General features: G+C 36.5%; 20 protein-coding genes, 1 tRNA gene and 2 pseudogenes. 11 read left to right on the forward strand and 12 right to left on the reverse strand.

Features of this window, described 5'->3' with window-relative positions; genetic code table 11:
- Positions 1–213 (forward strand): annotated as a pseudogene (locus ACIR310F_RS26780) (peptidylprolyl isomerase); the annotation flags it as partial.
- A gap of 68 nt (positions 214–281) precedes the next feature.
- On the opposite strand, the gene ACIR310F_RS0110745 reads toward ACIR310F_RS26780, so the two are convergent.
- The 6 genes from ACIR310F_RS0110745 to ACIR310F_RS0110770 form a co-directional block, all read right to left on the reverse strand.
- Complete coding sequence (locus ACIR310F_RS0110745) at positions 282–1,364, reverse strand: T3SS effector HopA1 family protein (protein ID WP_028083837.1); 1,083 nt, start codon at positions 1,362–1,364, stop codon at positions 282–284.
- Between the two features lie 15 nt (positions 1,365–1,379).
- On the reverse strand, positions 1,380–2,543 hold the full coding sequence (locus ACIR310F_RS0110750; RefSeq protein WP_196803201.1) for a phosphotransferase family protein: 1,164 nt from the start codon (positions 2,541–2,543) through the stop codon (positions 1,380–1,382).
- Positions 2,544–2,600: 57 nt separating this feature from the next.
- Positions 2,601–2,828, reverse strand: a complete 228-nt coding sequence (locus ACIR310F_RS0110755; RefSeq protein ID WP_028083839.1) for a hypothetical protein — start codon at positions 2,826–2,828, stop codon at positions 2,601–2,603.
- 247 nt (positions 2,829–3,075) lie between these two features.
- Positions 3,076–3,342: a hypothetical protein gene (locus ACIR310F_RS0110760; RefSeq protein WP_028083840.1), complete on the reverse strand. Its 267-nt coding sequence runs from the start codon at positions 3,340–3,342 to the stop codon at positions 3,076–3,078.
- Positions 3,343–3,696: 354 nt separating this feature from the next.
- Positions 3,697–3,960, reverse strand: a complete 264-nt coding sequence (locus tag ACIR310F_RS0110765; RefSeq protein WP_028083841.1) for a hypothetical protein — start codon at positions 3,958–3,960, stop codon at positions 3,697–3,699.
- A 246-nt stretch (positions 3,961–4,206) separates the two neighbouring features.
- Positions 4,207–4,779 carry a peroxiredoxin gene (locus tag ACIR310F_RS0110770; RefSeq protein WP_028083842.1) on the reverse strand — a complete coding sequence of 191 codons (573 nt, stop codon included), beginning with the start codon at positions 4,777–4,779 and terminating at the stop codon, positions 4,207–4,209.
- Positions 4,780–4,967: 188 nt separating this feature from the next.
- On the opposite strand from ACIR310F_RS0110770, the gene ACIR310F_RS0110775 reads away from it, so the two are divergent.
- Positions 4,968–5,393, forward strand: a complete 426-nt coding sequence (locus ACIR310F_RS0110775) for a Fur family transcriptional regulator (protein WP_028083843.1) — start codon at positions 4,968–4,970, stop codon at positions 5,391–5,393.
- A gap of 107 nt (positions 5,394–5,500) precedes the next feature.
- On the opposite strand, the gene ACIR310F_RS0110780 is transcribed toward ACIR310F_RS0110775, so the two are convergent.
- Positions 5,501–6,910 (reverse strand): lysophospholipid acyltransferase family protein, encoded by a 1,410-nt coding sequence (locus tag ACIR310F_RS0110780; RefSeq protein WP_028083844.1) that lies wholly within the window; start codon positions 6,908–6,910, stop codon positions 5,501–5,503.
- Between the two features lie 165 nt (positions 6,911–7,075).
- Between ACIR310F_RS0110780 and ACIR310F_RS0110785 the strand changes: the two genes are divergently transcribed.
- The gene (locus ACIR310F_RS0110785; protein WP_028083845.1) at positions 7,076–7,705 is read left to right on the forward strand and encodes a DUF938 domain-containing protein; all 630 of its coding nucleotides are present in this window, start codon (positions 7,076–7,078) and stop codon (positions 7,703–7,705) included.
- Between the two features lie 111 nt (positions 7,706–7,816).
- On the opposite strand, the gene ACIR310F_RS0110790 is transcribed toward ACIR310F_RS0110785, so the two are convergent.
- Positions 7,817–7,889, reverse strand: a tRNA-Ala gene (locus ACIR310F_RS0110790).
- Positions 7,890–7,966: 77 nt separating this feature from the next.
- Between ACIR310F_RS0110790 and trhO the strand changes: the two genes are divergently transcribed.
- From trhO to ACIR310F_RS0110810, 4 genes are all read left to right on the forward strand, one after another.
- A complete protein-coding gene (gene trhO / locus ACIR310F_RS0110795) occupies positions 7,967–8,869 on the forward strand; it encodes an oxygen-dependent tRNA uridine(34) hydroxylase TrhO (RefSeq protein WP_028083846.1) in 903 nt (300 codons plus the stop codon).
- Between the two features lie 116 nt (positions 8,870–8,985).
- Positions 8,986–11,880, forward strand: a complete 2,895-nt coding sequence (gcvP, locus tag ACIR310F_RS0110800; protein WP_028083847.1) for an aminomethyl-transferring glycine dehydrogenase — start codon at positions 8,986–8,988, stop codon at positions 11,878–11,880.
- Between the two features lie 166 nt (positions 11,881–12,046).
- Entirely contained in the window at positions 12,047–12,547 is a 501-nt protein-coding gene (locus tag ACIR310F_RS0110805; protein ID WP_028083848.1) for a hypothetical protein, read from the forward strand.
- On the forward strand, positions 12,547–13,554 hold the full coding sequence (locus ACIR310F_RS0110810; RefSeq protein ID WP_028083849.1) for a GUN4 domain-containing protein: 1,008 nt from the start codon (positions 12,547–12,549) through the stop codon (positions 13,552–13,554). Before ACIR310F_RS0110805 ends, ACIR310F_RS0110810 begins: the two co-directional genes overlap by 1 nt.
- 584 nt (positions 13,555–14,138) lie before the next feature.
- On the opposite strand, the gene ACIR310F_RS0110815 is transcribed toward ACIR310F_RS0110810, so the two are convergent.
- The 4 genes from ACIR310F_RS0110815 to ACIR310F_RS0110830 all read right to left on the reverse strand — a co-directional run bounded on the left by ACIR310F_RS0110815 (position 14,139) and on the right by ACIR310F_RS0110830 (position 15,891).
- Entirely contained in the window at positions 14,139–14,558 is a 420-nt protein-coding gene (locus tag ACIR310F_RS0110815; protein ID WP_028083850.1) for a type II toxin-antitoxin system VapC family toxin, read from the reverse strand.
- A complete protein-coding gene (locus tag ACIR310F_RS0110820) occupies positions 14,558–14,857 on the reverse strand; it encodes a helix-turn-helix domain-containing protein (RefSeq protein ID WP_028083851.1) in 300 nt (99 codons plus the stop codon). Before ACIR310F_RS0110820 ends, ACIR310F_RS0110815 begins: the two co-directional genes overlap by 1 nt.
- A 53-nt stretch (positions 14,858–14,910) precedes the next feature.
- Positions 14,911–15,141 (reverse strand): hypothetical protein, encoded by a 231-nt coding sequence (locus tag ACIR310F_RS0110825; protein WP_028083852.1) that lies wholly within the window; start codon positions 15,139–15,141, stop codon positions 14,911–14,913.
- A 348-nt stretch (positions 15,142–15,489) separates the two neighbouring features.
- On the reverse strand, positions 15,490–15,891 hold the full coding sequence (locus tag ACIR310F_RS0110830) for a GxxExxY protein (RefSeq protein ID WP_028083853.1): 402 nt from the start codon (positions 15,889–15,891) through the stop codon (positions 15,490–15,492).
- Positions 15,892–16,081: 190 nt separating this feature from the next.
- Between ACIR310F_RS0110830 and ACIR310F_RS0110835 the strand changes: the two genes are divergently transcribed.
- The 4 genes and pseudogenes from ACIR310F_RS0110835 (at position 16,082) to vapC (ending at position 17,440) form a co-directional block, all read left to right on the forward strand.
- Positions 16,082–16,330 carry a FitA-like ribbon-helix-helix domain-containing protein gene (locus ACIR310F_RS0110835; protein ID WP_028083854.1) on the forward strand — a complete coding sequence of 83 codons (249 nt, stop codon included), beginning with the start codon at positions 16,082–16,084 and terminating at the stop codon, positions 16,328–16,330.
- Positions 16,331–16,333: 3 nt separating this feature from the next.
- Positions 16,334–16,765, forward strand: a pseudogene (locus ACIR310F_RS22145) (PIN domain-containing protein).
- A 176-nt stretch (positions 16,766–16,941) separates the two neighbouring features.
- Positions 16,942–17,154 carry a type II toxin-antitoxin system VapB family antitoxin gene (locus ACIR310F_RS0110845; RefSeq protein WP_028083855.1) on the forward strand — a complete coding sequence of 71 codons (213 nt, stop codon included), beginning with the start codon at positions 16,942–16,944 and terminating at the stop codon, positions 17,152–17,154.
- On the forward strand, positions 17,141–17,440 hold the full coding sequence (vapC, locus tag ACIR310F_RS22150) for a type II toxin-antitoxin system VapC family toxin (RefSeq protein WP_081677578.1): 300 nt from the start codon (positions 17,141–17,143) through the stop codon (positions 17,438–17,440). Before ACIR310F_RS0110845 ends, vapC begins: the two co-directional genes overlap by 14 nt.
- Positions 17,441–17,567: the final 127 nt, after the last annotated feature.

Consider the following 17,567-nt stretch of genomic DNA (forward strand, 5'->3'; position numbering starts at 1 on the left):
AAACCAGTAATTACACCAAAAGGAGTGCATATCATTATAGTTGAAGAAATAATTGAACCGGAATTAAATGAACAAATGCGTGTACAAATCCTTGGCGATTTATTTACTAATTGGTTAAAAGATCAAGTTAATAAATTAGAGATTGTTGCTACATTAGGACAAAGTCCTAATTTTTCCTCTTCTCCAGCAGAAATATTGAGTAAAGCCAGTTAAAATTGAGAAGAGTTAGATCCCTGACTTCTTTAAGCAGGGATCTTGTTATGAGATAATTTTCAGGAAAACTATCTATCTAATGGGGTATAGATATCCTGTGAATGTGTATTAAGATAAGGATATTGTAATTTGATTTTTTGTAATGCAAATTGTTCAAAAATAGCTGTCATTCGACTTTCTGAATCATTTTGATCTGCTTGCCAAGCAGCAATTAAACCATTAGCAATAATCTGACAACGATGAGTACCAAAACTTTCTTTTTCACCAAATTTATTTTCTGGTTCTTCAGCACAACTCAATCCTGGGGCTAGTGGTTTAGTAAATAACGGTACTTGTGGAGAAAAAATCTCTTGATTTGCTAAATATACCTTTTGTAATATAGGGTAAATAGTCTTATATTCATGTTTATTGAAATATAGCACGGCTGAATCATAACGTTTATATTCATCGGGACTATATAGGGCTTTAAATGAGAAAGCAACTGGCAGATTATTGAGTTCTGTGGTTATATTTTCCATCACTGATAATCCACCTTCTGGTGATACATTAAAGTAAATTCTCAGAATATCTTGATTCTGTTCAGTTCCTAAATTAGATGCTGCCATATAAAATCCATTTTGAACTAAATTTTTTGGCATTTTGATCGCTACTAAGTTACCGACAGTAGCAGACTTATCAACTTCTGATAAATATAAATCCCGCTCGATATGCAAGGTTAAACCACTTTTGTGGACTGCTAAAGATCCATCTTCTTCTTCATTAACTACTAACCAATCTTGACTCCAATAGCCTATACCCTTATTACTGGTATGTAGTCGTTCATAAAAAGCCAAATCTATGCCAAATAAGCTATTATTACTGAGGTTATTTGTCTGCGAATCAGCAGTAGAAAAATCATTCCAAGAACCGTTATAATAAGCACCATAAAGAAAATTACGCAATTGCATACTCAAATGTTTATGTTGAATATCCAAGGGTAAATCTTTAAAGCGAGAGATTACTGATTCTGGCAATTGAAATAACTTGTATTCTGGATGTTTAATTGAATAAAATGATTCAATTTCCAGATGATCAACAATATTTTGCAGTGCTGTTTGTAACTCTTTTGGTAATTGGAAAAGTTGACTCTTTATAGAATCTAATACTTGCATAAAAGCTTTCATTTTCTAAACAAGAGATAAATTTTTAGAAGTTATTTTTGAAAATTCTATTCCCAAAATGGTGGGAATAGATGCTTGGGGACGACATAATAAACTCTTAGCAACTTGGAGCATACAGATACTAGAATTATCAAATATTTTTTCATATTGAACTCTAGCTTGAATAGCTCTAATTAATGCTAAACCGCTAAATTGCATGACTAATTGGCAGAAATTTGGACGAGTTTCTAAAATTGCTGGAAAGGTATTTAAGTAACTACTAACTAATGTTGATAAAGAAGGTTGAATCATTGATAAAGGAATAGCAGCTAAACGCAAACATTCTTCAATCGGTATGCTTTTATTAGGCACTATGCTATACAACCAAATTTGTAAATAACTACCAATTATTGTCCCTAAATCATTAGCAGGATCTCCCCAATTACCTCTTTCCCAATCAATCAATCTAATGATATTTTGATTTCCTACTAGTTTTTGCTCAATTTCTGTTTTCCAATTCAAAAATAAAAGAATATTATTAAGTTTGAGATCATTATGAGTCAGACAACAAGGAGTAAAAGCCTGACTCAATTCTTTAATTGCTTTTCCTAAATTATCATAACGTTGATAGAGAGAAAAAAACTTTAAACCATCAGCAGGAACTTGACCAAATACTTGCGGGGTAATTCTATCTAATCCTTTGGTAATATTTTGCTGCTGAAGATAATTTTCTAGAAATTCTTGGTAGTTTTTATTATTTATTGTTAAGCAATGCACCATTGCCAAGGTTGTACCAATTAACTGGGAAATCTCCACAGGAAATATCTGATCTTTGGCGTAAAATTCTGCTAGATCTTGATATTGATTTAGGTAATTAAAAACAATGATAGAGTTTTCCAAGTCAAAATGAATTACTTCCGAAAAAGATGATTGTAAATGCTTAATTTCTGGGAATTTTTGACAAAAATCATGAATTTTCCATTCATCTATAAATTCACCCAAAGTTTTACCATTTTGATCATGACGCTCTTGTTTTACTAAAAGTTGACGACCATCTGCTAAACTAATTAATAAGTTAAAATTTTTAGCAGGTTTTAGCTCTATTTTACTGAGTGACTGCTCTTGTGGATGACAAATTTGGTGTTTAATTAGGTAATCAAACACATTGCTAGAACTGATGAGGAATGGCATAATTGCTGATGATAATATGTGAAATAAGTCAATGATATCCGAAATAAACTGGTTGTGTTATTTCAAAGATAACAAAAAGTTTCTCATTTTGTTTGTTAAGAACAAGATGCTATCCATAGCAAAAATTGCTAACATAAATTCCAAACCCTTAACACCGTAATAAAACATTCGATTAACATCATTATCCTCACCACCAAACAAAGATAATAATTCCGTATTATTCAGATCCTTAATAAACTCTATTTCCTGGGAGATAGGTAGATCATAAATTCTAATACTTGCCATTTCTTACCTTTACAAAAATTAAATTCTGATTTTTGTAAATTGTAAATTAATCTGCCCGCAGATCAAAATATCAACACCAATCTGATTAACTATCCAGAATTATTAGTAATAGATTGTTTCTTTTACTTTTTCATTCTGGATAGGTATTAGCAATCCTGACAGAAGTTATAAACATCTATATCTGTGTTCACAATTCCTTGAGGATTGCTAAATCAGCCTTGCGAACTACAAAGCTAAGGAATTATTATTACCAGTGTCCGGTGCTAGCAGAGTCGCTATGACTAAAAGATTTAGCTATACTCTTAATACTAGCGATCGCATAGCCACCAACTAAGTATTCAAGGTATTTCACGCCAAAATCGCCATATGCCCCAAAGCCGCTATGATGACTATCACTATAACCACCATGTACCGCTACAGAACTTGCATCATTGAGGTCATCAAGATAGCTTTCGGAATCTTGGAATAATTCAGAACCAGTTACATTTAATTGGGAAAGAGTAATACTTGCCATAACTTCCTTGTTTTTGTAAATGGGACTTGTGAGTCAGTTAAGTTTGTGTTTTCTTAACTGTTACCCCTATTTTTATTTAAGAAAAATAGAAAAATCAAGAGTTTTAACATAGTAAAAAAGACACAAATAGATGAATTTTGTCTTTTATTAAAAGTTAAATTCCTAGTTTAAATTACAGCCTATTTTAGGTTTATGAACTACACCCTTACACCCTCCCCGTAGTAAAGTGGGGTATTTTTGTACCTGACAAAGTTGAAATCTGCTGTAATTAAATAAGAAAATCGTGGATCTTCAGATTAAAACATCTGAAAATACACGAAAGCAAGGAAAATATTCAATTTACAACAGCATCTTTTAAAAAGTAAAGTTAACTCCCAGACTATCTGTTGTATCTTGAAGGGTTATTTTCCATTGCGCTATACTACTGTTTATTTCTTTGATCATGGTGGAAAAATCATTAGTATTGGTAGTAGTATTGTTGTTGTTGGTCATGTTATATCTTGCCATTTCTCTTCTGGTCATGTAACCACCGTTGATATTTTTCATGTCCCAAGGTGTTAGTTCATCCAGAATCGGTTCTGGAATCCTCCTTCCTAATTCGGAAATTATGATTTTCACTATTGGTTTACCTCCTTAAATACTTTATTCCCTGGAATAAAACCATCAATTTATCCCCTATTTATATTTTGGAATAGTAACTAACAAAATAAGTGATTTTAAGCTAATTTATTAGACAGAATTAAGGGTGTTTTGTCTATGAAAACAAAAAAAGCAAAGAAAGTTTATTTGAGTAACTTCCTTCGCTTTAGATAAATTAAAAACTATCAACTTCTATCGCCAGTTAGAAATTTCTAACTTTACTAATTAACCAACAAATGCTAACCGAGGTGCAACTTCACTAGGACGTTCTACACCTTTGAGGTAAGCAAGAACAGTATCAGCATCAGATACTTCAAAGGGGTCTGTACCACAGTTGTCTTCAAAACCAGGTTCAACGAACATTTTTTCAATTTCGCCGTTATTAACAACCATTGCATAACGCCAAGAACGCATTCCGAAACCGATGTTAGATTTATCAACTAACATTCCCATTTTCCGGGTAAATTCTCCACTGCCATCGGGTAACAAAAATACATTTTTAGCACCTTGTTGTTTACCCCATTGGAACATAACAAATGCGTCATTAACTGACAAACAAATGATCTGATCAACACCTTGCGCTTTAAATTCTGCAAACAGTTCTTCGTAGCGAGGTAAATGGGTAGAAGAACAGGTGGGGGTGAACGCACCAGGAAGGGCAAATAATACTACTTTTTTACCACCAAAAATCTCTTCAGTGGTTACATCTTGCCAACGGTAAGGATTGGGTCCAGGTACAGATTCATCCCGAACACGAGTCTTGAATACTACATTTGGAACGTGAGTAATAGCAGTCATAAATACCTCTTTTTTAGATGGAAGATTTTAACTCGTGTCTTTAGCCTATAAATCAGAATAATTCTGATTTAGGAATTTGTCAATAGTTATAAATACTTATTTTATAATGTATTTTTTAAAAAGCTTTAATTCTGAAAAAGGAAAAGTTATAATGGGGGTTTATATCTTTATATAATCAAGTAAATCCTATGCAGCAAAAAGCTAATGATATTATCAAAACCCTAAAAAGTAGAGGGTTGCGAGTCACACCCCAAAGATTTGGGGTTTATGCCAACCTATTAGCAAGGGAAGATCATCCTACAGTTGATCAAATTTTGAGAGACTTAAACCAGGAAGCGCCGACTTCCTCCCAAGCTACGGTGTACGCGGCGCTTCAAGCACTGCGTGAAGCGGGTTTAGTGCGAGAAGTGCTATTACAAGAGGGAATATCTCGTTATGATGCCAATGTAGCGCCCCATCATCATTTTCGCTGCACCTGCTGTGGTGCGATTGAAGACATTAACTGGAATGTTTTCCCCGGTATTGATGTCAGTCAACTGCGGGACGGGTTAACAGTAGAAAGGTATGAAGTGACAGTTGAGGGAATCTGCGATATCTGCGGTAATCGAACTTAATAGCATCAGTAAGTATAATTACAGCAGATTGTGAGTAAATGAATTCCAAAATAATCAAACCCTTGTGGTGCGGGCATCTTGCCCGCTTATGGGTCTGGAGAGACAAACTAATCCTTAATTAACCCCTCCAAAATCATCTGCAAATCCTGGGTCAAATCACTTACACCCTTTCGTAAAGTTTGTTTATTGCCTTGACAATTTTCCCATCTTTCATTAATACTAATCGCTTCACCGACAGAAATCATAGCTTGTTTCCAACCTAAACGCGGCCTGCCTGGTAAGGTAGAATCTTTAATGCGAGACAACATATCAAACATTAATAAAATCGTTTCTGCAAATCTTTCTGGGGTTGGTTTTTCTAGAATATAATTAGCAGTGACCGCGACGAAACTTTCAGCAATTCTCATGTGTTGCATTTTCAAATCTGCTTCTTGGGCTACCCAATCAGCTAGACCACGTTGGAAAGGTGATAAACTTTGAATATCAGCAATATCATCCCGATAAATATAATTCCAACCAGCATCTTCTAAACGGCGACATCTATCAATAAAATTACCTTGAGGCTGGATATTAAAATACTGTTCTGCAATTTTTAAAGCTGCATCCATCAATCGGTGTAATCTAGTAATTAAAATTTCATTTTTGGGAATTTCGCAAGTTATAATGTCTGGAAATTCTTGATGATAAAAACGCCGATAAAATTCCTCCATTTCCGAAATTAGATATTCAGATAAACCCACCACCCGCTGATATAAAATTTCTTCCCTTTCCTGGCCAATTTCACTAGTTTTCCTAACAGGTAAACCGCTATCAAGTTCTAATTTAGATAATAGCCAATCTATTCTTTTCCAAGGGGGGTTCACATAGCTATATTTAATCCCAATCGGAATAATAAAAACCTGTTCTTCGCGGTTAGCTTTTTTTAGATCTTCCACACACCAAAAACCCAATTGGGCTACACCAGGTTCTAAGGGACTGACTATACTACTGTGTCCATTTGTACCACCTTCAGGAGCGATCGCTATGGGCATCTCTGCGGTTGCAAATAATTCTCTTGCCTGACTAATAGCTGTCCTATCTATGCGTTTACCCCTACGAATAGGTATACCACCAAGTCTAGAAAATAACGATCCTAACCAATTTCCTGCCCAGATTGTCATCCCCCGTTCATACATAAAATAGCTGTGAAGTGGATATTTGAGCTTAATACCTTTTTTTCGCGCCACTTTAGGGACAATCCGTGATAGCAAATATGACATAGATAGAGGATCTTCTACCTCCGGGTGACGAAAAGCAATTAAAAATCGGACTTTACCAGCCTGAAATTCATGGTATAATTCAGCTAGGACTTCGGCATTTTTAGCTTCAATATTCACAATACCCGCAGGTAGCCAGGGTCTAGTTCTCACCCGCAAAATCAAGGGCAAAAACCAAGATATAATTTTTACAACCAATGGATTATGAAATTGGGGAATAAACTTGAGCGGTGGTTGGGTAGAATGAATAGATTTAGGCAAGTTGTTCTCCTGTGGTGTAGCGAAGAAAGCAATTAGAAATCGCGTCTACACAGACAAAACCTGTCCACCCAGGTGGCCTTAGCCTGTGTAGTAGCGTTTCCCTGTAGCGAAGCCATATTACCATATTATCATTCGTCCAACATTTCTCAAACACCCTCCCATCCAATTATGACACCAGACTGGCGGAAATTTGCCCCCGCAACCCAGCGCAACCGCGAACCCATTCTAGAAGTGCTTTTACAAATATTACCTCAAAATGGGACAATACTCGAAGTAGCCAGCGGCACAGGTGAACACGCTGTATTTTTTTCCCAACATTTAGCACCCCGGCAATGGCTACCATCTGACCCCAACCCAGAACTGCGTGCTAGTATTAGAGCATGGGCTGAATATCTCCCCTGTGATTATCTTAAGCCACCCCTAGATTTAGATGCCAATGCACCAATATGGCCTGTAGAAAAACAGCCATTGCCAGAACCGCCAATTTCTGCTATAGTAAACATTAACATGATTCATATTTCTCCTTGGTCTGCTTGTTTAGGACTAATGGCAGGGGCTGGAAGAATTTTACCACCTGGTGGTATACTCTACTTGTATGGTCCCTATAAACAAAATGGAGAACATACAGCACCCAGTAACACTGCTTTTGATGAGTCTTTACAAACACAAGATCCAGCTTGGGGAGTCCGTAATTTAGAGGATGTGGTTAAATCTGCTGAAGCACAAAATCTGATATTGCACCAAACTTACCCCATGCCAGCAAATAACCTTTCGCTAATATTTAAACATAATTAGGCCTTGCTGAATTAAAATATGAAACCGGAAAATATGACTACGCCACGCAATCTATCACCCTTGACTCTTTGCGCCTTTGCGTGAGACATATTTACATATTTCGCAAATAAATGGAGGTTAGCGGACTCGAACCGCTGACATCCTGCTTGCAAAGCAGGCGCTCTACCAACTGAGCTAAACCCCCAAACTCTGTTTTTAATACAAAGATTGGAATTATATAACTACACCATCCTAAACTCTTATGATTATTTTGTCAAGACCATGAACCAAGAAAATTTTTTAGTCGTTGCTGCATTGTATAAGTTTGTCAGTTTACCTGATTATAGCCAACTGCAAACACCTTTATTAAATTGTTGTCAGTTACAGGATATCAAGGGAACTATATTACTCGCTCCCGAAGGAATTAATGGTACAATTGCTGGTTCTCGTCAGGGAATTGATACAGTTTTAGCTTTTCTCCGTCATGACTCGCGGTTTAGAGATTTAGAATATAAAGAATCTTATGCCGAAATTCCCCCTTTTGAGCGGCTGAAAATCCGCTTAAAAAAAGAAATTGTGACTTTGGGAATACCAGAAGTTAACCCGAATGAAAAAGTGGGAACTTATGTCACACCTCAAGAATGGAATGATTTAATTTCTCACCCCGAAGTCACTGTTATTGATACTCGCAACGATTACGAGGTCACGATTGGGACTTTTAAAGGTGCAGAAAATCCCCAAACTCAGACATTCCGAGATTTTCCTGAATATGTAGAAAAGCATCTTGATGCCAGCAAACATAAAAAAGTGGCTTTATTTTGTACTGGAGGTATTCGCTGTGAAAAAGCATCATCTTACCTACTTTCTCAGGGCTTTGAAGAAGTGTATCACCTCAAAGGCGGCATTCTCAAATATTTAGAAGAAGTCCCCCAGGAAGAAAGTTTATGGGAAGGAGAATGTTTTGTTTTTGACGAAAGAGTTGCTGTCAGTCATGGCTTAAAACCGGGAAGTCATGAATTATGCTTTTGTTGTGGAAACCCCATTTCCGACGAAGATAAATCATCATCTGAATATGAAGCGGGAATTTCTTGCCCCCACTGCTTCCACAGTCTAACACCAGACAAAAGAAAACGACAACAAGAAAAATGGAAACAATACCAACTCACAAATTCAACCCACACCTAACCTTTAGATTCTTGCGCGAAACAAAATCAATATCTAGCAAAAAATCTAGCAAAAACCCTAAGATCCAAAAGTAATCATTACAATATATGAAGATATAAATCCTTGGAGAACAATTTGTGGTAGCTAATCTTACCCGTACTCAACCCAAAACTAATCAAAAATTGGGTAACTTTACACAAAGACACATTGGACCAAACCCTGATGATATTCAGCAAATGCTTGATACATTAGGTATTTCCAATCTTGATGACCTAATTGATAAAACAGTACCACAGGCAATTCGTTTTCAGCAAGAGTTGAAATTACCACCAGCACAAAGCGAATATGCAGCATTGGCCAAATTAAAGCAAATAGCTGATAAAAATCAGGTTTATCGCTCATTTATCGGCATGGGGTATTATGATTGTATCACCCCGGCGGTCATTCAACGCAACATTTTAGAAAATCCCGGTTGGTATACAGCATACACTCCTTATCAGCCAGAAATTGCCCAAGGACGTTTAGAAGCGTTGTTAAACTTCCAAACCATGATCATTGACTTGACCGGTTTAGAAATTGCTAACGCTTCTTTGCTTGATGAAGCGACGGCGGCCGCAGAAGCAATGAGTATGAGTTATGGTGTGTGCAAAAACAAATCCCATAACTACTTTGTATCTCGTGAATGTCATCCTCAAACCATTGATGTATTGCAAACACGCGCCAAACCCTTAGGCATAAACATCATTATCGGTGATCATCAAACCTTTGATTTTACCGAAACTATCTTTGGTGCAGTTCTGCAATATCCCGCAACTGATGGTACAATTTACGACTACCGCAACTTTATAGAAAAGTCTCATGCTCAGGGTGCATTGGTGACAATAGCCGCAGATCCTTTAAGTTTAACATTACTCACACCCCCCGGCGAATTAGGGGCTGATATTGCCGTAGGTAGTACCCAACGCTTCGGTATTCCCTTGGGCTTTGGGGGACCACACGCTGCTTATTTTGCCACCAAGGAAGAGTATAAACGCTTAGTTCCAGGGCGCATTGTGGGGGTATCAAAAGATATTCATGGTAAACCTGCCTACCGTTTAGCCTTACAAACCCGTGAGCAGCATATCCGCAGAGATAAAGCCACCAGTAATATCTGCACAGCCCAAGTTTTATTGGCAGTGATGGCGAGTATGTATGCAGTTTATCATGGACCTGATGGACTCAGAGAAATTGCGGAAAATATTCATGAACTTACCGCAACTTTAGCCGCAGGACTGAAAAAGTTAGGTTATAAAATCACTTCGGAAAACTTCTTTGATACCTTGCGGGTAGAATTAGGAAATACCAAATTAGAAGCAATTCTTGACGCTGCGAATGAGAGAAATATCAACTTGAGAATTTTTGATAATTCCACCGTGGGTATTTCCTTAGATGAAACTACCACAGAAGCAGATTTAATTGACCTTTGGCAAATTTTCGCAGGTACAGATAACTTACCTTTCAGTGAAACAGAACTTAATTCTCTTACCAATTACCAATTACCCATTACCCATTACCCATTATCACGAGAAAGTAAATATCTCACCCACCCAGTTTTCAATCGTTACCATTCAGAAACCGAGTTATTACGTTATTTACATCAACTAGAAAACAAGGATTTATCATTAACAACTTCAATGATTCCCTTGGGTTCTTGTACCATGAAATTAAACGCAACCTCCGAAATGATTCCCGTAACTTGGGAACAATTCGGCAAAATTCACCCTTTTGCGCCAATTTCCCAAACCAGAGGTTATCAAATCCTCTTCCAACAACTAGAAACATGGTTATCAGAAATTACAGGTTTTGCGGGAATTTCCTTACAACCAAATGCAGGTTCTCAAGGAGAATATGCGGGACTTTTAGTAATTCATGAATATCATCAAAGTCGCGGTGAAGGACACAGAAACGTTTGTTTAATTCCCCAATCTGCACACGGTACAAATCCTGCAAGTGCGGTAATGTGTGGAATGAAAGTAGTGGGAATTGCTTGTGATGATCATGGTAATATTGATGTTGAAGATTTAAAAGCCAAAGCTGAAAAACATAGTTATGAATTAGCAGCTTTAATGGTGACATATCCATCAACTCATGGCGTATTTGAAGAAGCAATTCAAGAAATTTGTGCAGTAATTCATTCTCACGGTGGACAAGTTTACATGGACGGCGCTAATATGAACGCCCAAGTGGGTATTTGTCGTCCTGGTGATATTGGTGCAGATGTCTGTCATTTGAACTTACACAAAACCTTCTGCATTCCCCATGGTGGTGGTGGTCCCGGTATGGGTCCGATTGGTGTCGCTTCCCACCTTGTACCGTTTTTACCTGGACATTCTGTAATGAAAATGGGTGGTAATTTGGGTGCTGTTTCTGCTGCACCTTGGGGTAGTGCGAGTATTTTGGTAATTTCTTGGATGTATATTATCATGATGGGTGCAGAGGGGTTAACGGAAGCTACCAAAGTTGCAATTTTAAATGCTAATTACATCGCTAAGAAATTAGAGTCATATTATCCGGTTTTGTATCAGGGAAAAAATGGTTTTGTAGCACATGAATGTATTTTAGATTTGCGAAGTTTGAAGAAATCAGCGCAGATTGAAATTGATGATGTTGCGAAGCGGTTAATGGATTATGGTTTTCATGCACCTACCGTTTCTTGGCCTGTGGCTGGTACAATTATGGTAGAACCAACGGAAAGCGAATCTAAGGAAGAATTGGATCGTTTTTGTGAGGCGTTAATTGCAATTAGAAAGGAGATTTCTGAGATTGAATCTGGTAAGATGGATCTGCAAGATAATGTGTTGAAAAATGCGCCTCACACTGCGGAAAGTTTGATTGTTGGTGAGTGGAATCATGGTTATTCTCGTGAACAAGCTGCTTATCCTGCAAGTTGGAGTAAGGAGTATAAGTTCTGGCCAAGTGTGGGTAGGATAGATGCTGCTTTTGGGGATAGGAATTTTGTTTGTTCTTGTTTACCGATGGAGGCTTATAGTTAATTTGTAGGGTGCGTTAATGAAATGTAACGCACAGTTTTCATTGTGGGATAAGGTGCGTTACGCTGACGCTAACGCACCCTACGGACTAATATTTTTTCACGCAGAAGCTTAGTTTTTTCAAAATCTGTTAATATATCCATCATTAACTAAAAATTCACATATTCCTATTACTATGTCAGATCCTGCAAAATTAAAAGAAGTAACCGTCTCAATTCCCTTTCTTGGTATTTCTGCTAAATGGCAAGCTGATCCTACTCAGCGTCAGGCCGCTTGGTCGTTGTATATAGAATTGGTCACAAGAGTTTCCGTACAACCGTTGAAGGATGATCAAGGGTTAGTACGGGAAGCGATGAACTCATTATACAGCTTATTCGGTACTACCCGGGAAATTCTTAAAGCTGCTGGCCCCAGTGTTGGTGCTTCTAAAAAATCAGTCGGGGGTATTGCTATTTTGGTGTTAAATAATGCGTTAAGACCGTTTTTAGCTAAGTGGCATCCTTTATTACAGGCTTGGGAAGCAAGCAGACCTGCGGGGGTAAGTCCCAAGGAACATGAGGTTACGTGGAACAAAGAAACACTTTTACGACAAGAGTTGAAAGATTTGCGAGATGGGTTAGAACAGTATGCGAATGCTTTGGCCGAAATTGCAGGTGTGGAGGAGGAGTAATGTATCAGGATTACGTTTTTATTTGCCACAATAGTAAAGATAAGCCTCAAGTGAGACAAATTAACGATTTATTAATTGAATCTGGCATTGTCAGGACATTTTATGACGAAAATAGTATCGAACCATTTAATAGGTGGATGGAAATAATCCTTAATGAAATAAATCACATCACAGTGTTTTTCATATTTATTAGTAATAATGGTGTAGGGGACGTACAAGCACAAGAAATAGACTACTTTTTTAGTACAGTCTTAGCCACAAGACCGGACATTAAAACAGGCTTGTTTATCCTCGCCGATACAATAGATGGAATGATAAACACCTTAGAAAATACTCATAAAGAATTGAAGCAGTTTCACCGTTGGGATTGCCGTAACAAAGAAATGAGTCAAATATATGCAGAAATAATAAGATTTTTTGCTTTGGAGAGATCAGTATCAGTATCAGAATCGGATGCAATTAACAATGAGTGTGTCAAACTAAGACTACTATTGGAAGAACAGAAGTGGAGGGAAGCGGATAAAGCAACTCAGCAAATAATTTTGAGAACTTTAGGTAGAGATTCTTTTAGTAATTTAACAAAATCTGAATTCTCAGAAAGAGGATTACGAGAATTACTCGTCAGAATTGACCCATGGTGGCAAAGTTACAGTAAGAATAGATTCGGATTCAGTGTTCAAAGAGATATTTTCTGGGATATTGTTGGTTATAGCAGACAATATGGAGGTGCATATTATCCACAAAACTGGGAAAAATTTGGCGATAAAGTAGGATGGAGAAAAGGATGGATATTTGATAGAAGATGGAAGGATATTCAACAAGATATATATGGTCAGGATTTTTCCAATGTACCCAATGGACACTTACCGACCTTACAGTATAAAATATTTTGGGATAATTCAGCAGACATACAACAGTATGCTTATACTGCAAGTGGTAGTAAAATTCCTGGCAGTTTACGTAGAGTACCAAATAGTGAAGATTTTCCAATTGTCTTTCTAATATAAGATACAAAGTTAAGTGTAAACACTCCTCTTACTGCTCAATTTTTACCTTTAACTTAGAAAACCCAACACTTTCACAATAATATAGATGATGATTAAATTGTTGGGTTTCACTGCGTTCTACCCAACCTACAGTTTGTATGGTTCGTTGGTAATTTGTAGGTTATTGGTGGGATGTTGAAATTTTCATTGTCTGAATCAGGATGTCCAGGATTTTAGGATTTTCAGGATTGTAATTTATGAATTGTCTGTGAATATTGAAAAATGATAATTACAATCACAGGATATTATCTATCATCCAAAAATTGCCATTTTTCCTAAACAATAAAAAAAGGTTCTACCGCTCTCCTTATGGAAGAGAATATTAATTTAATTTTTGTAGGTTAGGTTGAACGAAGTGAAACCCAACATTCGCGGGAGGATAGTAAGAGGTGTTGGGTTTCGTGCCTCAACCCAACCTACAATAAATGTTGTGTTACATAAAGGGAACGGTAGAGCCTAAAAAAATTACATCCTGTATATCCTTTCATCCTAGATATCCTGATTTTGACACAAAAATGCTCAAAAATCTCAAATTTAACCGAATCTCAATCAACCCAATTAACAACTTTTATCCCAGGTATTTGTTGAAAATGACGCAGGTTTCTTGTTACTAAGATAGCACGATTTACTAAGGTAATACTAGCAATTAATAAATCAGCTTGTCCTATTTTACGCAGTTTAGAAATAGCACGTAACCTGTTAAACTCGTCTGCTGCTAACTGACTAATGGGAATAATTGGTAGTTGATTTAAAAGTTCTTCTGTACGAAATAATAACTCCTGTGCTTTTATTAATTTTTCTCCTGTATCAGCTTTCAAAACATAATCAATTCTTCCCCGCAAAACCTCAATTTTAGTAATGATAGTAATTGCAATTAAATCATCTTCCACAGTGTTTAATTGCTTAACTACATTACTGTTTCCCGCGTGTAGATGCGTTAGAGTATCAGTATCAAGTAAGTACATTAAATCTCTTCATCCTCATCAACTTCTGCTCTTCCTCTTGCTTCATAAATAGATGCTCTTAAATCAGCTAATGAATCATCATCAGCAAAAGTGCCAGCTTGTTGAATGAGAATATATCGGTGAGATGGAGAACTTAACCATTCATCAATTGCAACTTTTAAAAATCTCCAGTTATTCTCTATTTTTTGTCCAGGAATATTCCCCAGTAATGTTTGACGAATTACCGCTTCTTGAGGTAAACGCAAATATTCGGCAACTTCATCAATTGTGAGAACTTCTGGTAATGTTATTTGACTCATAAGGATTGCCACAACCTTGTATTTTTGTTAATGTTTATAGTTAATATTTCAAGTCAAAATGTTGATTTTTTGGCAAAATCATCAAAAGACCGAAATCTTCCTGCTTCAAAATCATCTAATCCTTGCTGAATACCGTGAATAGCTGCTTGTGAGTCTTCTAATTCCCAGTCTAGGATATTTTTTAATAATTCAGCCGCAACTAAACTGATATCTTTTCCTTGTTGGGTTGCTTTTTCAAGTAGTCTTGCTTCTAGTTCTGGAGTTAGGGAAATAGCGATCGCCATAACTGTATATTTTGGTGAAAGTTTATAAATATTATAACATCCTGTAAATCCTAAAATCCTGGATATCCTGATTCAGACAAAAAACATCCTCAAAATCCCCACTTCAAATAAACAACCACATCCTGAAAATCCCATAATCCTGGATATTATCTCGACTTCGCTCGATAACCACCTGATTCAGACAAAAAAAATCCTCAAAATCCCCACCTCAAATAAACAACCACATCCTGAAAATCCCATAATCCTGGACATCCTGATTCAGACAAAAAAAATCCTCAAAATCCCCACTTCAAATAAACAACCACATCCTGTAAATCCTTAAATCCTGGTTATCCTGATTCAGACAAATTAAACCTGATATCTAGGATTAAAAACCTTCTTATATTCCAACTTCAACCCACCAAAATTAATCAATAATCCCACGGGAAAATTATAAGCTACCAAATAATTTTTCGCTTGCGCTAAATGAACATCTTCTAAATTAATTATCGCTTTCAACTCCACCACAACCTGATTTTCAACTATAAAATCTGCTCTTCGTGTTCCTACTTCAACTCCTTCATAATAAATTACTTGTTCTACCTCTCTTCCAAAACCTAAACCTGATTTTTTGAATTCAATTTCCATACATCTTTGATAAATAACCTCCTGAAAACCATTTCCCAAAGTTCGGTGTATTTTCATTGCACAGGCATTAATGATATATGTGATTTCATCTAATTTTTTATTTTGGTTATTAGGTGTGTTCATGGATTTACAGGATTGTTATTTGTAAGTTATTGGTGGGATGCTGAAATTGTCATTGTCTGAATCAGGATGTCCAGGATTTTAGGATTTTCAGGATTGTTATTTGTAGGTTATTGGTGGGATACTAAAATTGTCATTGTCTGAATCAGATTGATAGTATATAATAAACATATCCTTTAACTCTAAATTGATTATGACTAATATCACAATCTCTAACCTTGATGATGATCTAAAAAATCAGTTACAAAAACGAGCAGAACAACATGGACATTCTCTAGAACAAGAAATTACAGAAATTCTCCGTCTTGTTCTCACAGAAAATCCTGAAAATCCGATTAATTTAGCAACTCTAATTGAAAAACGCTTTGCCAATTTTGAAGATTTGGAATTACCAGAAATAGAGAGAGAAGCGATTCGCACAGTGTCAATATTTGCAGATTAGAAAATGATTATTCTTGATACAAACGTCATTTCCGAACTAATGAAAACTCAAAAATCAGCAATAGTTCGTCAATGGGTAGCAGCACAACCTTTAATGAGTTTGTTTACTACAACAATTACTCAAGCAGAAATTCTCTATGGTATTGCTTTGCTTCCAGGAGGAAAACGACGAGAACAACTTAGTCAAACAGCACAACTAATGTTTTCTGAAGATTTCGCTGGATGAGTTCTAGCGTTTGATCAAAATGCTGCTGTAGCATTTGCTCATATTGCATCTGGACGACGAAAAAATGGTACTCCAATTTCTCAACCTGATGCTCAAATTGCTGCTATTTGTTACACTCATAAAGCAACTATAGTAACGCGCAATATTACTGATTTTGAAGGATGTGGTATTTCTATTATTAATCCTTGGAAACCTGAATCCATATATTAGTAATTCGTAGCTTAGATTCAGGAACGCAACCCAACATAATTAAAATATTCGATTCATATTTTTTGTCAAAATCAGGATGTCCAGGATTTGAGGATGTACAGGATGGTAATTTGTAGGTTGTTGCTGGAATATAGTGTATAATACACATATCCATACACATAATCTACCTCAACATCATGCGAACCAATATTGAACTTGACGACGGGTTAATAAAAGAAGCATTTCGTTTAACTAACGTGCGAACCAAAAAAGAATTAATTCATCTAGCATTACAAGAACTAATTCGCGCTCGTAAAAAACGGAACTTACTTGATTTAAGTGGACAAATTCAATTTACTCCTGACTACGACTACAAAGCATTGCGAGAAAATCGAAATGTTTCTGATTGATACTTCCGTTTGGATAAATGTTTTACGAGATAAAACAGGAGTTGCACGTCAAAATCTCCAGACACTTATCAAAGATGAAAATGTCTTTCTCACTCGATTTACTCAGATGGAATTATTACAAGGTTGTCGGGATGAAAGGGAGTGGATGTTATTGCAAACCTACCTGCAAGAACAAGACTATATTGAAGCAACTGATAATACTTGGGTTTTCGCAGCACGAATTTATTATGATTTACAAAGACAAGGGTTAACTGTTAGAAGTAGTACTGAAACTGTTAGATTATGAACAACGGTGGCAAGAGTTAGAAAATAGTAAGAATCCTTTTGCAACAGTGGTTATGGCACATTTGAAAACCCAGCAAACGCGCTCATATCCCCAAAAACGCAAAATCTGGAAATTCAGTTTAATTCGC

Origin of the sequence: Dolichospermum circinale AWQC310F, assembly GCF_000426925.1 — a bacterium.
GTDB lineage: Bacteria > Cyanobacteriota > Cyanobacteriia > Cyanobacteriales > Nostocaceae > Dolichospermum > Dolichospermum circinale.